This window comes from Metabacillus litoralis, assembly GCF_020524045.1.
GTDB lineage: Bacteria > Bacillota > Bacilli > Bacillales > Bacillaceae > Metabacillus > Metabacillus litoralis_C.
In genome coordinates this window covers 275821-291736 of record NZ_JAIVKL010000001.1, presented here as the reverse complement: position 1 = coordinate 291736, position 15916 = coordinate 275821, and the positions used below count along the sequence as shown (strand labels likewise).

Genomic DNA, 15916 nt, shown 5'->3' with positions numbered 1-15916 from the left:
AGTATATTACAAGCTCTAGAGATCATCATTCCCACTGCATTATTCGTTGCAGCACCACTTATTTTCACTGCACTAGGTGGAGTTTTTAGTGAAAGATCTGGTGTTGTAAATATTGGACTTGAAGGCTTAATGATTATTGGGGCCTTTGTAGGTATCGTTTTTAACTTGCAATTTGCTGAAGTTTTAGGAAATGCGACTCCTTGGTTTTCGATATTAGCAGCAATGATTGCAGCAGCTATTTTCTCTTTGCTTCATGCTGTGGCTTCGATAACATTTAAAGCCGATCAAGTTGTTAGTGGTGTTGCTATTAACTTCTTAGCACTTGGTTTATCATTGTTCTTAGTGAAGAATATTTATGAAAAAGGACAAACAGATCGTATTACAATTAGTTTTAATAAAATGGATGTGCCTTTTTTAAGTGATATTCCGATCATTGGTGATATCTTCTTTTCTGGGGGTTATATTACTTCATATATAGCCATATTTTCTGCTTTTATTGTTTGGTATGTAATATTCAAGACCCCGTTTGGTCTTCGTCTTCGTTCTGTTGGGGAGCACCCAATGGCAGCTGATACGATGGGAATCAATGTTACGAAAATGAGATATATTGGTGTTGTATTAAGTGGAGCATTTGCTGGTATTGGTGGAGGAGTATATGCTACCATCATCGCTAGGGATTTTAGTCATGCTACAATAAGTGGTCAAGGATTTATGGCTCTTGCTGCTGTTATTTTTGGGAAATGGCATCCACTAGGGGCTATGGGAGCAGCTTTATTTTTTGGTCTTGCACAGGGCTTAAGTATTATTGGTGGGACAATCCCATTGCTAAAAGATATTCCAACAGTATATTTATTAATCCTGCCGTATGTGTTAACTATTTTAGCTTTAACTGGATTTATAGGACGTGCTGACTCACCAAAAGCTTTAGGTACACCTTATGAGAAAGGCAAACGATAAATAACATGATAACAAACAAAGCTTCTTCAACATCATTGTTGTGGGAGCTTTTTTGTGCTTGTTTTGAAATTTATAATATATCTTGTTTTTACGATCCTCTTAATTTGCTACTTAATCCCAGTATATGTTAGAAGCTAATTACACAAAATGAACATGGTAACAAATTTATTTGAAAGACAAGGTGAAGACATTATGGAATCAGGAAAGAAGCTTGACTTACTTGCCTTATCATCTGTTCCACTTGTTATGACTCTTGGGAATTCAATGTTAATTCCTGTGTTACCCCTCATAGCAAAAAAATTGGACATTAGCTCTTTTCAAGTTTCCCTCATAATTACGGTCTACTCAATTGTTGCAATCATTTTAATTCCAATAGCAGGTTATTTATCAGACCGTTTTGGAAGGAAGGTTGTAATGGTTCCTTGTTTGATTATTGCCGGTATTGGAGGGGCGGTCTCAGGTTGGGCTTCTTGGAAAATGGATGACCCCTTTATTACAATCCTATTAGGACGGATTTTACAAGGAATAGGATCTGCAGGTGCTGCACCTGTTGTTATGCCATTAATCGGTGATATGTTCAAAAGTGATGAAGAAATAAGTGCAGGTCTAGGTTTAACTGAAACTGCAAATACAGCTGGGAAGGTTTTAAGCCCAATAATTGGTGCAACTTTAGCAGCTTTTTTATGGTATTTACCTTTCTGGTTTATTCCTTTTTTTAGTGGAATAAGCGTACTTCTTGTATTTTTTTTAGTCAAAATTCCTAAGAAAAAAAGTCAAAAAAAACAATCGTTTAAAGAATTTACTCATTGTGTAAAGGATATTTTTAAGAAAAATGGTAAATGGCTTTACTCTATTTTTGCAGTGGGTTGTATTATTATGTTTGTTTTATTTGGTATTTTGTTTTACCTATCAGATATTTTAGAAAAACAGTATAAAATTGATGGAGTTCAGAAAGGTTTAGTACTTGCTATTCCGCTCTTAGCTTTATCGATTAGTTCCTTTGTTTCAGGTAAAAAGATAGGACAAAATCAGCAGTTAATGAAAACAGTCATGATCGTTGGGATGGGCCTTGTAGGAGTTTCCTTTATTGCTCTTAGGATTCAGCATTCATTAGTGTTTCTCATATCATTCTTAGTCTTTACTGGGATAGGAATTGGAATAACCTTGCCTAGTTTAGATGCAATGATAACAGAAGGGATTCAAAAGGAAGAAAGAGGTACTATAACGTCTATATACAGTTCTATGAGATTTATTGGTGTTGCTGCAGGACCACCTGCATACTCGTATTTTATGTCGGCATCAGATCATCTTATCTATTATATTTCCGCCGGTAGTAGCTTTATTGCTGTAATGGTAGTTCTGCTTTTTATTAAACCAGATAAAGGTACAGAAAAAGACCCACACATGCCGAAGCTTGCATAAAAAAGGCTGGAACATAATTAAATAAGTCATACAAAAAGAAAAATAAGTATAATTTTAGTTAAATTGAAAGAAATAAGTTCGTTCCATTGCGCTGCAGACACTCGCGTTCTCCGGGGAGGAAGCTGAGCCTCCTCGGCATGCCTGTGGGGTCTCAGCCTTTCCTCAATTCTAAGTAGGTGCCCGAGTGTCTTCCGCTCCATTCCACTAGTTCTTAAAATTAGTTTGCAATTTAAAAAATGATGACAGCAAATAAAAACCCGAACTATTAGGTGAATAATTAATTGATATATCACATAATAATTCGGGTTTTTCATTAGCATTAATACTTATGTCCAAGCCTCTTATTAATTATGCCAATGCTATTAAAGGAGATCCTACAACTGACAACTTATAAGAAGACTTTATTTACATCAGATACAATAAAAAATTTTATACCAGAAAAGTGAATGCCAGAGCAAAAATTACCATCAAAGTATGTACGGGATTTAGTTATTATAAGGTCTACAGATTTTTTGTGTAGAAATTAGATCTATGTTTAATCGCTTCAGAATTTAACAGATTTCACATCGAGAATAACATAGCTTATGTATAAATAATATATAGCAAAGAAAGAATAATTGAAGAGAAAAAATGTGTATTATTTCCTTTATTATCCTCGTATTGTTATAATTACAAGCAAAACTGCCAATAGAAGGAGGTTTACTATGTCTTACATAAACGAGCAATTAGTAGAAGTAAACGGAATGTCTTTACATACTATTTCTACTACAAAGTTTAAAACAAATACGATCGTTCTAAAGCTTTTAGCTCCTTTGAATGAATCGGATGTTACAAAAAGAGCATTATTACCATATGTTCTTCAAAGAGGCACGAAAAGTTATCCTACGAGCACGAGTTTAAGACAGCATTTAGATGAATTGTATGGGGCTACTCTTCATGTTGATCTTGCCAAAAAAGGTGAAAACCATATTATTTCATTTCGTATGGAAATTGCTAATGAGAAATTTTTAAAAGACTCAACACCTTTAATAGAAAAAGCAGTAAAACTCTTATCTGAAATTGTTCTTGACCCTATTACGGAAAATGGTGTGTTCAAAGACGATATTGTAACACAAGAAAAAAGAACATTAAAACAACGAATTCAAGCTGTTTATGATGATAAAATGAGGTACTCAAATTTAAGGTTAGTTCAAGAAATGTGCAAAGATGAACCTTATTCCTTACACGTAAATGGCGAAATCGATCAAATTGATGAAATAACTGGGCAGTCTCTTTATGATTATTATCAAAAATCAATTGCAACAAATAAAATTGATATGTATGTTGTGGGAGATACAAGTCAGAAAGAAGTCGAAGGTTATGTAAAGCAATATTTTACTCTCAGTAATAACCATGCAAACATAACAGAACCTGGTGTAGGAAAGTCAGTTGAAGAAAAAGAAGTTATTGAAGAACAAGATGTTAAGCAAGGAAAATTAAATATTGGTTACCGAACAAATAGTACGTATAAAGACGATGATTATTTTGCACTTCAAGTATTTAATGGTATATTTGGAGGATTTTCACACTCGAAATTGTTCATTAATGTTCGCGAAAAAGCAAGTTTAGCTTATTATGCTGCTTCTAGAGTTGAGAGTCATAAAGGTTTATTAATGGTTATGTCTGGGATAGAGGAACAGAACTATAAACAGGCAGTTACAATTATTAAAGAACAAATGAATGCGATGAAAAACGGTGAGTTTTCAATTGAAGAATTTGAACAAACAAAAGCCGTTATTCGTAATCAATTATTAGAAACAGTGGATACACCATATGGTTTAGTTGAAATTGTCTATCATAATGTAATTGCAAATATAACTCGATCTTTTGATGACTATTTAAATGGAATTGAGTCGGTAACGAAGGAAGAAGTTGATCAAGTAGCTAAAAAGATTGAGCTTGATACAATTTATTTTCTAAAAGGAATGGGGGGAAACTCATGACAAATCCTATTCGTTTTGATCAATTACAAGAAACACTTTATCATGAAAAAATGGATAATGGACTTGATGTCTATGTTTTACCTAAAAAAGGCTTTAACAAAACATATGCAACCTTTACAACAAAATATGGATCCATTGATAACAGATTTGTTCCTTTAAATCAAAGTGAATCACTAACAGTTCCTGATGGTATCGCACATTTTCTTGAACATAAACTGTTCGAAAAAGAAGATGGAGATGTTTTTCAACAATTTAGTAAACAAGGTGCATCAGCAAATGCTTTCACATCTTTTACGAGAACAGCATATTTATTTTCAAGTACTAGTAATGTTGATAAAAACCTTGAAACACTAATTGACTTTGTCCAAACACCATATTTTTCAGAAAAAACCGTAGAGAAGGAAAAAGGGATAATCGGCCAAGAAATTAATATGTATGATGATAATCCCGATTGGAGATTGTATTTTGGATTAATCCAAAACTTATATCAAAATCACCCGGTTAGAATTGATATAGCCGGAACTATTGATTCCATAGCCAAAATCACAAAGGATTCCCTATATGAGTGTTATAATACTTTTTATCATCCTAGTAATATGCTTTTATTTGTTGTCGGGGCAGTTGAACCAGAAGAAATTTTAAATCAGGTTAGAACAAATCAACTGAACAAGGATTTTATAGCTCAAGAAGAAATTAAGAGAGAATTTCCTCTAGAACAAGTTGAAGTATATAAAAAAATTGAAAAATTAAAAATGAATGTACAAAGTTCAAAATGTTTAGTGGGTTTAAAAGCGAAGAATCCAAACAGAATGGGGAAAGAATTATTAAAATATGAGTTATCTATGAATATTATTTTAGATATGCTCTTTAGTAAAAGCTCAACACATTATGATGAATTATATCGTGAAGGGCTAATTGATGATACATTTAGCTATGATTATACAGAAGAAAATGGATTTGGTTTTGCAATGATTGGTGGGGATACAAGTAATCCAGATCTACTAGCTGACAAAATTAAAGGTATATTAACCTCAGCTAAAAATGATGGTGGAGATTTCAGTCAGTTTGAAGCTACTAAAAAGAAAAAAATAGGAGCATTCTTAAGAGCGATAAACTCCCCAGAATATATTGCTAATCAATTTACTAGATATGCGTTTAATGATATGAACCTTTTTGATGTTGTTCCAACATTGGAATCGCTATCAAATGAAGACATTATTCAAGTTCTTGACGAAGCAGTTGATGAAAAATTATTTTCAGTTTGTCAAGTTGTTCCTAAATAAGTAAGTTTCAATGTGAAAATGCTATACTAAAGAGGCCTGACAATAGTCAGGCCTCTTTAAAAATGGTTATGTTAAAGTTTATTGTTGATTGCCTTTAACAGAACAGAAATCAACAACATCAAAATTGTGAAAAAATAAAACAGAATGCATTAAGGAGTTCATATAAATGGGGAAATTTGCATTAATAACTGGAGCTAGTGGAGGAATAGGGACAGCAATTGCAGAAAAACTTTTGGAAGAAGGTTATTCTTTATATGTTCATTTTAATCAAAATGAGACTTCTATTACAAATTTCATTAGTTCATCCAAGTCAAAAGGAAAAACAATCATACCTATTCAAGCTGACTTATCTGAACGTGATGGAGTAGAAAAATTAATTAATCATATTTCTATACCAATCGATTTACTTGTATTAAATAGTGGAAATAGCTTTTTTGGATTAATAACAGACATGGAAGTTGAAAAAATTGATCAAATGGTTCAATTACATATAACAAGTCCTTTTCTACTAGCACAAAAATTAATTCCTTCAATGATCAAAAAGAAAACTGGAAATATCATTGTTATTTCTTCTGTTTGGGGGATTACTGGCGCTTCATGTGAAGTACTATATTCTATGGTCAAAGGTGGACAAAATTCTTTTGTAAAGGCTTTAGCTAAAGAAGTAGCACCAAGTAATATTAGAGTGAACGCGATAGCACCTGGTGCCATTTTAACCAACATGCTTTCACAATTTAATGAAGATGAGTTATCAGGGTTAGAAGAGGAAATTCCTCTAGGTCGATTAGGTAAACCTCAGGAAATCGCTGAAGCTGTTTTATTTCTATCATCAAAAAAATCCTCGTATATAACAGGACAAGTATTAACTGTTGATGGAGGATGGATATAAATGATTCTTTTTTGTTTGAATAAAACTTACCTTCTTCAGGAATAATACAATTGTAACAATAAAAAAGGAGGTACTCCTATGTCTGTTTTAGATAATTGGAATGAGTGGAAAGGTTTTCTTGGTGATCGATTAGATCATGCTCAAACTGAAGGAATGAATGATCAAGTAATTTCTAACTTAGCTTTTGAAATTGGAGATTATTTAGCGAAACAAGTAGAAGCTAAAAATCCTCAAGAAAAAGTACTAGCAGATTTATGGAGTGTAGCGTCTGAGCAAGAACAGCACGCTATTGCTAACATGATGGTTAAACTTGTTCAAAATAATGGTTCACATTAAGAGAGGAGATATCCTCTCTTTTTCTTGTTATGATAATAACTTATCACTTTTTAACTATAAGGGTACTATTTTATGAAGAAAAGCTGCCATAAACTTAATAAAGTACTTATTGCTTTTAAAGCAACAAAGTTTGTGAAAACAGCCTTCTAATAAGCTACGCCTCTTGGTAGTAATTCCAATGGTCACTCACAAGAAATTAGTTTCAATGTACAGTGAAATTTTTTAACAAAAAAGCTTTTTTTGGCCCATATAATAACATGCCTTAAATTTTTTTTCTTTATTACACTTTATTGTTCTAAATCTTTCTTCTTTTGGAAAAATCATATATGATAGAATGAAAAGGTTTCTATCCCTTTTTTAAAGTTCTTTGTTCTTGGAAGGAGGATTTGTTTTGCCATACGAATGGTATTTAGAATATGAAATACAGAAAAATCGACCTGGTCTTTTAGGTGATGTTGCGTCTTTATTGGGTATGTTGTCCATTAATATTGTGACAATTAATGGTGTAGATGACTCAAGACGTGGATTATTGTTAAAATGCGAAAGTAATAATCAAGTAAGAAGACTTGAATCAATTTTGAGTACGATGGATAATATAACTGTTACAAAACTCCGCGTACCAAAACTACGAGATCGTTTAGCCGTTCGACATGGAAGGTATATACAAAGAGATGCCGATGATAAAAAAACCTTTCGATTTGTTCGAGATGAACTTGGACTCTTAGTCGATTTTATGGCAGAATTATATAAACAAGAAGGACATAAGCTAGTTGGTATTCGAGGTATGCCTAGAGTGGGGAAAACTGAATCAATTGTTGCTGCAAGTGTTAATGCAAATAAAAAATGGTTGTTTGTTTCATCAACATTATTAAAGCAAACGATTAGAAGTCAACTAATTGCAGATGAATATAGTGAGGATAATGTATTTATAATAGATGGTATAGTTTCTACTAGACGAGGCTCTGAAAAGCACTTACAGTTAGTTCGAGAGATAATGCGTCTCTCCGCGACAAAGGTTGTAGAGCATCCAGATATTTTTGTGCAAAATACGGAATATACAATTGATGATTTCGATTATATAATAGAAATTCGCAATGATCCTGACGAGGAAATAACATATAAAGATGTTGAAGAACCACAAATGAGGTTTGATTCTCCAAGTCTTTCAGGCTTTGACTTTTAATTATGGGGTGTTACGGTTGAGTGAATTAGGAAATCGACTGAAACAAGCAAGAGAGGAAAAAAATATTAGTTTGGATGATCTTCAAGCTATAACAAAAATCCAAAAAAGATATTTATTAGGTATTGAAGAAGGCAACTATTCAATGATGCCTGGAAAATTTTACGCTCGAGCGTTTATTAAACAATATGCTGAAGCGGTTAATTTAAATGCAGAAGATCTCTTTGAAGAATATAAGAGTGAGGTACCAACTACATACAAAGAAGATGTTCCTGAACAATTATCAAGAGTAAAGACACAAAGGGAACTCCCGAAAACTGCATCTAAATTTATTGAGTTTCTTCCCAAGGTAGCTATTCTTGTACTTATTCTGATCATCGCAATCGGATTTTGGATTTGGAGGCAAAACGCTTCTGGAAATGATCAGGTTGATGAGAATAATACAAACATAACTGAAGAAAGTGATACTGAATTTGAAAAAATTGAAAATGTTACATCTGATACTGAAGTTAATAGTGAAGATGAAACAACAGCTGAAGAGGATACTAGTGAAGAAGAAGAAGCATCTCCCCCAGAGCCAGAAGAACCTGTTCAATCATTAACTGTTAAAGAAAGCGGCTCTAATTCAGTTTATGAGTTATCTGGATCAGATAAATTTGAGCTAGAAGTTATAGCAAAAGATAGAACATGGGTTGGAATTAAAAACGGTAAGGGAAAAACATTTTTTGGAGAAGAAATTCCAAAAGGAGAAACAACGACTAATGATTTTACAGCAGAATCAGAAATTATAGTAAGGGTAGGAAATGTCCCAGGAACTGATTTGAAAATTAATGGTGAACTCTTACAATATGAGGATAATAAAACAACTCCTCAAAACATTACTATTATTTATACGAAAGAATAGGGACTGACTCAAAGAATGTCTAATACCTCTCCTAAGGTATGTAGTTTGTTTCACTGTGTATCTTAGGTAGAGTTATGACGTTTTTTAGTGTCGTCCCGTTTTAATTGTTGGATAGATTAAACCTCAGTCTTTCTATCAAGCTCATTTGTTTGGAGTATATTTGAAACTCCTTACTTAGATAAAGATAGGGGAGACCCCACAGGATCATTCACATCTCACAATAAGGATCAAAGCGTCGACCTAGTAAGAATTACTTTTGAAAGAAGTAGGAAGCCTGTTTTTGAATTTTGTGATAGAAATGATGTAAGTGAAATCACCAACAAAGTCTCACAGAGCTTAAAATTTTTAAAACAAGGGTATGGTTATCAACATACAAAAACGGAGGACATGTCATATGAATTTACCGAATAAAATAACCATTTCACGAATTTTCTTAATACCAGTATTTATGTTAGTCATGCTAGCCCCTTTTGAGTGGGGAACACTGGCACTAGGATCAGAAACAATTTTAGTAACCCATTTTGTAGGAGCCTTAATTTTCATTATTGCATCAACAACAGATTGGATCGATGGTTATTATGCCAGAAAACTAAACATGGTGACAAATTTAGGTAAATTCCTAGATCCTTTAGCTGATAAATTACTCGTTTCAGCTGCTCTTATTATCTTAGTCGACCTTGAACTTGCCCCTTCATGGATGGTTATCCTTATTATTAGTCGCGAGTTCGCTGTAACTGGTTTACGCCTTGTATTAGCAGGTGAAGGTGAAGTAGTTGCAGCTAATATGTTAGGGAAAATCAAAACATGGGCACAAATTATTGCGATTTCAGCTCTTTTACTTCATAATATTCCTTTCGAATTTATTAATTTACCTTTTGCAACAATTTCTTTATGGGTTGCAACTTTTTTCACAGTGTATTCTGGCTGGGATTATTTTAATAAAAATAAACAAGCGTTTATCAATTCTAAATAACGTTTATTCTGGAGGAATTAAAAATGAATATTCGTACTGAAATAATTGCAGTTGGTTCTGAGCTTCTACTGGGTCAAATTGTAAATAGTAATGCACAATTTTTATCACAGCAGTTAGCTGAACTTGGGTTAAATGTGTTTTATCATACTGTAGTTGGTGATAATCCAGCAAGACTTGACCAAGCTATTGAGATAGCAAAAAAAAGGTCAAATGTAATTATATTCACTGGTGGGCTTGGTCCAACAAAAGATGATTTAACAAAGGAAACAATTTCAAAGAAACTTGGTAAGCAACTTGTTTTTGATCAATCTGCACTACATAGTATTGAACAATACTTTTCTAAAACCAAGCGTGTGATGTCGGAAAATAACAAAAAACAAGCACTTGTTATTGATGGATCCTACATATTAAAAAATGATTATGGAATGGCTCCTGGAATGGCTTTACAGGTGGATGAAACTATCTATATGCTTCTACCTGGCCCTCCTAGTGAAATGAGACCGATGTTTCAGCGTTATGGAAAGGAATACTTTCATAATATATTAGGTCTCCAAGATCGAATCACCTCAAGAGTACTAAGGTACTTTGGTATTGGTGAATCACAGCTTGAGACGGATATACAAGATTTAATTGATTATCAAACAAATCCAACAATTGCTCCTTTAGCTGCAGAAGGTGAAGTTACTTTAAGATTAACAGCAAAACATAAAGAAGAAAAAGAAGCTAATATGCTTTTAGACGAAATAGAGAAAAAGATAAACGAACGTGTTGGAGAATTTTTCTATGGCTACGAACAGACAACACTTTTTAATGAGCTTAATAATCTTCTTATGGAGAAAGGAAAAACAATAGCAGCTGCAGAGAGTTTAACGGGCGGGATGTTTTCTGAGAAGGTTACAGCACTTGAAGGTGCTGGACTTGTATTTAACGGTAGTATTGTTGCATACACGAATGATGTAAAGCAAAGTGTTTTACAGATCGATAAACACATCCTAGACACCTATGGAGCTGTTAGTGAGCAATGTGCTAAAGAAATGGCAACACAAATTCGTAAGCTAACTGCTAGTGATATAGGAATTAGCTTTACGGGTGTTGCTGGCCCTTCTAAACAAGAAGATAAACCAATTGGTATGGTCTTTATAGCTATAGCTATGAGTGAAGATAATGTAAAGGTATTTCATTTGAATTTAGCGGGTTCTAGAAATGGAATACGGGTTAAAGCGGTAAAGTATGGTTGTCACTATTTGGTTAAACTATTAAAAGAAATAGAATGATATAATAATTGAAGCTAAATATGACATTTGGAGATCTGATTTGTGATTCAGATCTTTTTTTCTTCAAATATAAAATTGTTTTTTCACTGTATTTTTAGTTAGTAATATTGAATTTTACGCTAAGTAAATAATATAATTATGAAGAAATTTTCATAGCGAAAACAATCGAATAAATGTTCGCTTTTCACTTGGCAAATGATACAAAATGAGTTATATTTATAATAGATTTATTTAGAGGAGGAAATTTTGTGAGCGATCGTCAAGCTGCCTTAGATATGGCGTTAAAACAAATAGAGAAACAATTCGGTAAAGGTTCAATTATGAAGTTAGGTGAACAAACAGATAGGAAGGTACTAACATCACCAAGTGGTTCACTTGCTCTTGATGCTGCATTAGGAGTAGGTGGGTATCCACGTGGTAGAATTATAGAAATATATGGTCCTGAGAGTTCTGGTAAAACAACAGTTGCTCTTCATGCAATTGCAGAAGTACAACAACAGGGTGGTCAAGCGGCATTTATTGATGCTGAGCATGCACTAGATCCAGTATATGCACAAAAACTAGGTGTTAATATTGATGAACTATTATTATCACAACCTGATACTGGTGAACAAGCACTTGAAATAGCTGAAGCTCTTGTAAGAAGTGGTGCAGTGGATATTCTTGTCATAGACTCAGTTGCAGCTCTGGTTCCAAAAGCTGAAATTGAAGGTGAGATGGGTGATTCCCATGTTGGTCTTCAAGCGCGTTTAATGTCACAAGCATTACGTAAATTATCAGGTTCTATTAATAAATCAAAAACAATTGCTATATTCATTAACCAAATTCGTGAAAAAATTGGTGTTATGTTTGGAAATCCAGAAACAACACCTGGAGGTCGTGCGCTTAAATTCTATTCATCAGTGCGTTTAGAGGTTCGTAGAGCTGAAACACTTAAGCAAGGTAATGATATGGTTGGTAACAAAACGAAAATTAAAGTTGTGAAAAATAAAGTTGCTCCTCCATTTAAAGTTGCTGAAGTAGATATTATGTATGGTGAGGGAATCTCTAAAGAGGGGGAAATTGTCGATTTAGGTACGGATCTTGATATTGTCCAAAAAAGTGGTTCTTGGTATTCATATAATGAAGAGCGCTTAGGTCAAGGCCGTGAAAATGCAAAGCAATTCCTTAAAGAAAATCCAGCAATTAGACTGGAGATTCAAGAGAAAATCCGTAAACATTATGGACTAGATGAAGAAGTGATTGCACCTGAGAATGAAGAGCTAGATTTATTAGGTGAATAAAAAAAGAGGCTTGAACATAAGTAGTTAAGCTAATGCTAAACCCGGATTATTAGGTGATTATTTCAATTAATCATTCGCCTAATTATTCGGGTTTTTATTTGCTGTCTTCAATAGATTTTTGATTTTGTATACAATGTTTGAGAATTAGTGGAATGGAGGGGAAGACAATCGGGCACCTACTTAGTAATAGAGAAAAGGCTGAGACCCCGCGAAAGCAAGTTTCTGCAGTGTAATGGAATGAACTTGTTTTTTAACCTACTGAATTTAGAATTATTCGTCTTTTTGAATGAGAGTGTAAAATAATTTATTCTAGTTTTTCCCTACAGTAAACTCTTTGTAATAAATTACAAACCCTTATGCTTTTCTTACATATTTTTAAGATAAACGAATTATTTTTGTATACAAATAAATTATTTGCTAAAAATAATATATTATGAATAAAAAACTCCATGCTAATATTAGAGAGTGCTTATTCATCAATCGATCCTATATGAAAAAAACATGGTTTTATGCGACATAATTCTACAAAAATCATCATTTCTTGTAACACATTTGTAGATTTATTCAGCAAAATTGCTAGAAAGCCTGAAATCACTATGGTCATAGGCTTGACAATAAAAATTCACAGATTTACAATTAGGATGTATATTTTACAATTTTGTAGAATGATGATTGAAGAATTTTAAAAAGCAAACAAAAATGTTGGTACTTGAAAATGTCTTCCTAAAAACTTATAAAGACACAAAGTTCAACATGATCAGAAAGCTTTGTGCTGTATGTTGACAACTTAAATTGAACAATGTACATGCCGACACTTTAATCTAGAAAAACAAGTTCATAGCAAGAGGAGGTGTAATGATGGACATAGTATCAATAATCATCTCCATTTTGCTTGGCCTAATCGTCGGTGCAGTTGTTGGCTATTTTGTTCGTAAATCTATTGCAGAAGCGAAAATTGCTGGAGCTAATTCTGCTGCTGAGCAGATTATAGAAGAAGCAAAGCGTGATGCAGAGGCAACGAAAAAGGAAGCGCTTCTTGAAGCTAAAGATGAAATTCATAAGTTGCGAACAGAAGCAGAACAAGAAGTTCGTGAAAGAAGGAATGAACTTCAAAAACAAGAAAATCGCTTATTACAAAAAGAAGAGAATCTCGACCGTAAAAATGAGTCTTTAGATAAACGTGAAGTTATGCTAGAGAAAAAAGAGGATTCTCTTAATGACAGACAACAGCATATTGAAGATATGGAAAGCAAAGTGGACGAGATTGTGCGTAGACAGCAAACAGAGCTTGAACGCGTATCTAGCCTTACTCGAGATGAAGCTAAGTCAATCATTCTTGAAAAGGTAGAAAATGAACTCACACATGATATCGCTATAATGATTAAAGATAGCGAAAATCGTGCAAAAGAAGAAGCTGATAAAAAGGCGAAAGAAATCCTGTCACTTGCTATTCAACGTTGTGCAGCAGATCATGTAGCTGAGACAACGGTTTCTGTTGTAAATCTTCCAAATGATGAAATGAAGGGTCGTATTATTGGTCGTGAAGGACGTAATATACGAACGTTAGAAACATTAACGGGTATAGATCTTATCATTGATGATACACCGGAAGCAGTTATTTTATCAGGCTTTGATCCAATTCGACGCGAAACAGCAAGAATTGCACTTGACAAGCTAGTTCAAGATGGACGAATTCATCCTGCACGAATTGAAGAGATGGTTGAGAAATCTCGTCGTGAAGTTGATGAATACATTCGAGAAATTGGTGAGCAAACGACTTTTGAAGTCGGAGTACATGGTTTACATCCAGACCTAATTAAAATTCTCGGTCGTTTAAAATTCCGAACTAGTTATGGTCAAAATGTCTTGAAACACTCAACAGAGGTTGCATATTTAGCTGGATTAATGGCTGCTGAACTTGGTGAGGATGTATTGTTAGCTAAACGAGCTGGGCTATTACATGATATTGGTAAGGCAATTGATCATGAAGTTGAAGGTAGTCATGTTGAAATTGGTGTGGAGCTTGGGACAAAGTATAAAGAGCATCCTGTTGTTATTAACAGTATTGCATCACATCATGGTGACACAGAACCTACGTCAATTATTGCTGTTATCGTGGCTGCAGCAGATGCATTATCAGCAGCTAGACCTGGAGCACGTAGTGAAACACTTGAAAATTACATTCGTCGTTTAGAAAAGCTTGAAGAAATCTCTGAATCTTATGAAGGTGTTGAAAAATCATTCGCCATTCAGGCTGGTCGTGAAGTTCGAATCATGGTTAAGCCTGATAGTATAGATGATTTACAAGCACATCGCTTAGCAAGAGATATACGTAAAAGAATTGAAGAAGAATTAGACTACCCTGGTCATATTAAAGTGACCGTAATTCGTGAAACAAGAGCAGTTGAATACGCAAAATAAAGTGGTGCAGAAATGCGCCACTTTATTTTTTGCGTTATTTATGTAAAACTAGGGATGTACATAAAGCGGTTTATATTAAATAAATAAGTAATATTTAATTTTTATTGTATATGTTTTCTAGGTGAACAATAAATTCTAGCATAAGCAGTATGAAATTTTGCATTTATTTAGACTAAAGACAGAGAGGGCATTTTATCATGAAGTTATTATTTATAGGTGATGTATTTGGATCACCGGGGCGAGAGATGATTAAAGAATATTTACCTAAATTAAAAACAAAATATCGACCACAGGCTGTTATTATTAATGGTGAAAATGCTGCACATGGTCGAGGTATTACTGAGAAAATGTATCAGCAATTTATTGAAAGTGGTGCACATGTAGTAACCATGGGAAATCATACGTGGGATAATCGTGAAATTTTTGAGTTTATTGATAAAGCACACAAACTGATAAGACCTGCAAATTTTCCAGTAGATAATCCAGGTAAGGGTATGGTGTTTGTTACAGTTGCGGGAAAGGAAATTGCAGTTATAAATCTTCAAGGTCGTGCTTTCTTACCACCATCAGATTGTCCTTTTAAAAAAGCTGATGAACTAATCGAAGAAGCACAAAAGCGAACACCCATTATTTTTGTTGATTTTCATGCTGAAGCAACAAGTGAAAAACAAGCGATGGGATGGTATTTAAATGGTCGAGTATCAGCAGTAGTTGGAACACATACACATGTACAGACTGCAGACAACAGGATATTAGATGAAGGTACAGCTTATATTACCGATGTAGGTATGACAGGTCCATACGATGGGATTTTAGGTGTAGATAAGGAAATGATTTTAAAACGATTTTTAACAAGTCTACCAGTTCGTCACGATGTTGCAGAAGGTCGAAAACAATTAAGTGGTGTTATTATAGACATCGATGATAAAACTGGAAAATCAAGTAAGATTGAACGTATTCTTATTAATGATGATCATATGTTTTTTGAGTAAATCTGCAAGTTAAAATGATA

General features: G+C 33.7%; 13 protein-coding genes. All 13 read left to right on the top strand.

The features are described 5' to 3' along the window. Nucleotides 1–3 precede the first annotated feature (3 nt). The 13 genes from LC076_RS01395 (at nucleotide 4) to LC076_RS01335 (ending at nucleotide 15896) form a co-directional block, all read left to right on the top strand. Nucleotides 4–957: an ABC transporter permease gene (locus LC076_RS01395; protein WP_413465930.1), complete on the top strand. Its 954-nt coding sequence runs from the start codon at nucleotides 4–6 to the stop codon at nucleotides 955–957. Nucleotides 958–1149: 192 nt separating this feature from the next. Next, entirely contained in the window at nucleotides 1150–2379 is a 1230-nt protein-coding gene (locus tag LC076_RS01390; RefSeq protein WP_226665596.1) for an MFS transporter, read from the top strand. A gap of 704 nt (nucleotides 2380–3083) precedes the next feature. Next, nucleotides 3084–4361 (top strand): EF-P 5-aminopentanol modification-associated protein YfmF, encoded by a 1278-nt coding sequence (gene yfmF / locus LC076_RS01385; RefSeq protein ID WP_226665594.1) that lies wholly within the window; start codon nucleotides 3084–3086, stop codon nucleotides 4359–4361. Beyond that, on the top strand, nucleotides 4358–5644 hold the full coding sequence (gene yfmH / locus LC076_RS01380) for an EF-P 5-aminopentanol modification-associated protein YfmH (protein ID WP_226665593.1): 1287 nt from the start codon (nucleotides 4358–4360) through the stop codon (nucleotides 5642–5644). The genes yfmF and yfmH overlap by 4 nt, the downstream gene beginning before the upstream one ends. Before the next feature lie 166 nt (nucleotides 5645–5810). Next, nucleotides 5811–6533, top strand: a complete 723-nt coding sequence (ymfI, locus tag LC076_RS01375; protein WP_226665591.1) for an elongation factor P 5-aminopentanone reductase — start codon at nucleotides 5811–5813, stop codon at nucleotides 6531–6533. Nucleotides 6534–6611: 78 nt separating this feature from the next. Beyond that, complete coding sequence (locus tag LC076_RS01370; protein ID WP_226665590.1) at nucleotides 6612–6869, top strand: DUF3243 domain-containing protein; 258 nt, start codon at nucleotides 6612–6614, stop codon at nucleotides 6867–6869. A gap of 391 nt (nucleotides 6870–7260) precedes the next feature. Then, the gene (locus LC076_RS01365) at nucleotides 7261–8052 is read left to right on the top strand and encodes a DUF3388 domain-containing protein (RefSeq protein ID WP_413465923.1); all 792 of its coding nucleotides are present in this window, start codon (nucleotides 7261–7263) and stop codon (nucleotides 8050–8052) included. 16 nt (nucleotides 8053–8068) lie between these two features. After that, entirely contained in the window at nucleotides 8069–8953 is an 885-nt protein-coding gene (locus LC076_RS01360; RefSeq protein ID WP_226665587.1) for a helix-turn-helix domain-containing protein, read from the top strand. Nucleotides 8954–9347: 394 nt separating this feature from the next. Beyond that, on the top strand, nucleotides 9348–9926 hold the full coding sequence (pgsA, locus tag LC076_RS01355) for a CDP-diacylglycerol--glycerol-3-phosphate 3-phosphatidyltransferase (RefSeq protein WP_226665585.1): 579 nt from the start codon (nucleotides 9348–9350) through the stop codon (nucleotides 9924–9926). A gap of 23 nt (nucleotides 9927–9949) precedes the next feature. Next, nucleotides 9950–11200: a competence/damage-inducible protein A gene (locus tag LC076_RS01350; RefSeq protein WP_264191373.1), complete on the top strand. Its 1251-nt coding sequence runs from the start codon at nucleotides 9950–9952 to the stop codon at nucleotides 11198–11200. Nucleotides 11201–11448: 248 nt separating this feature from the next. Continuing rightward, nucleotides 11449–12483 carry a recombinase RecA gene (gene recA / locus LC076_RS01345; protein ID WP_226665583.1) on the top strand — a complete coding sequence of 345 codons (1035 nt, stop codon included), beginning with the start codon at nucleotides 11449–11451 and terminating at the stop codon, nucleotides 12481–12483. An 858-nt stretch (nucleotides 12484–13341) separates the two neighbouring features. Then, complete coding sequence (rny, locus tag LC076_RS01340; protein ID WP_413465922.1) at nucleotides 13342–14904, top strand: ribonuclease Y; 1563 nt, start codon at nucleotides 13342–13344, stop codon at nucleotides 14902–14904. A 197-nt stretch (nucleotides 14905–15101) separates the two neighbouring features. Continuing rightward, on the top strand, nucleotides 15102–15896 hold the full coding sequence (locus LC076_RS01335; protein WP_226665581.1) for a TIGR00282 family metallophosphoesterase: 795 nt from the start codon (nucleotides 15102–15104) through the stop codon (nucleotides 15894–15896). Nucleotides 15897–15916: the final 20 nt, after the last annotated feature.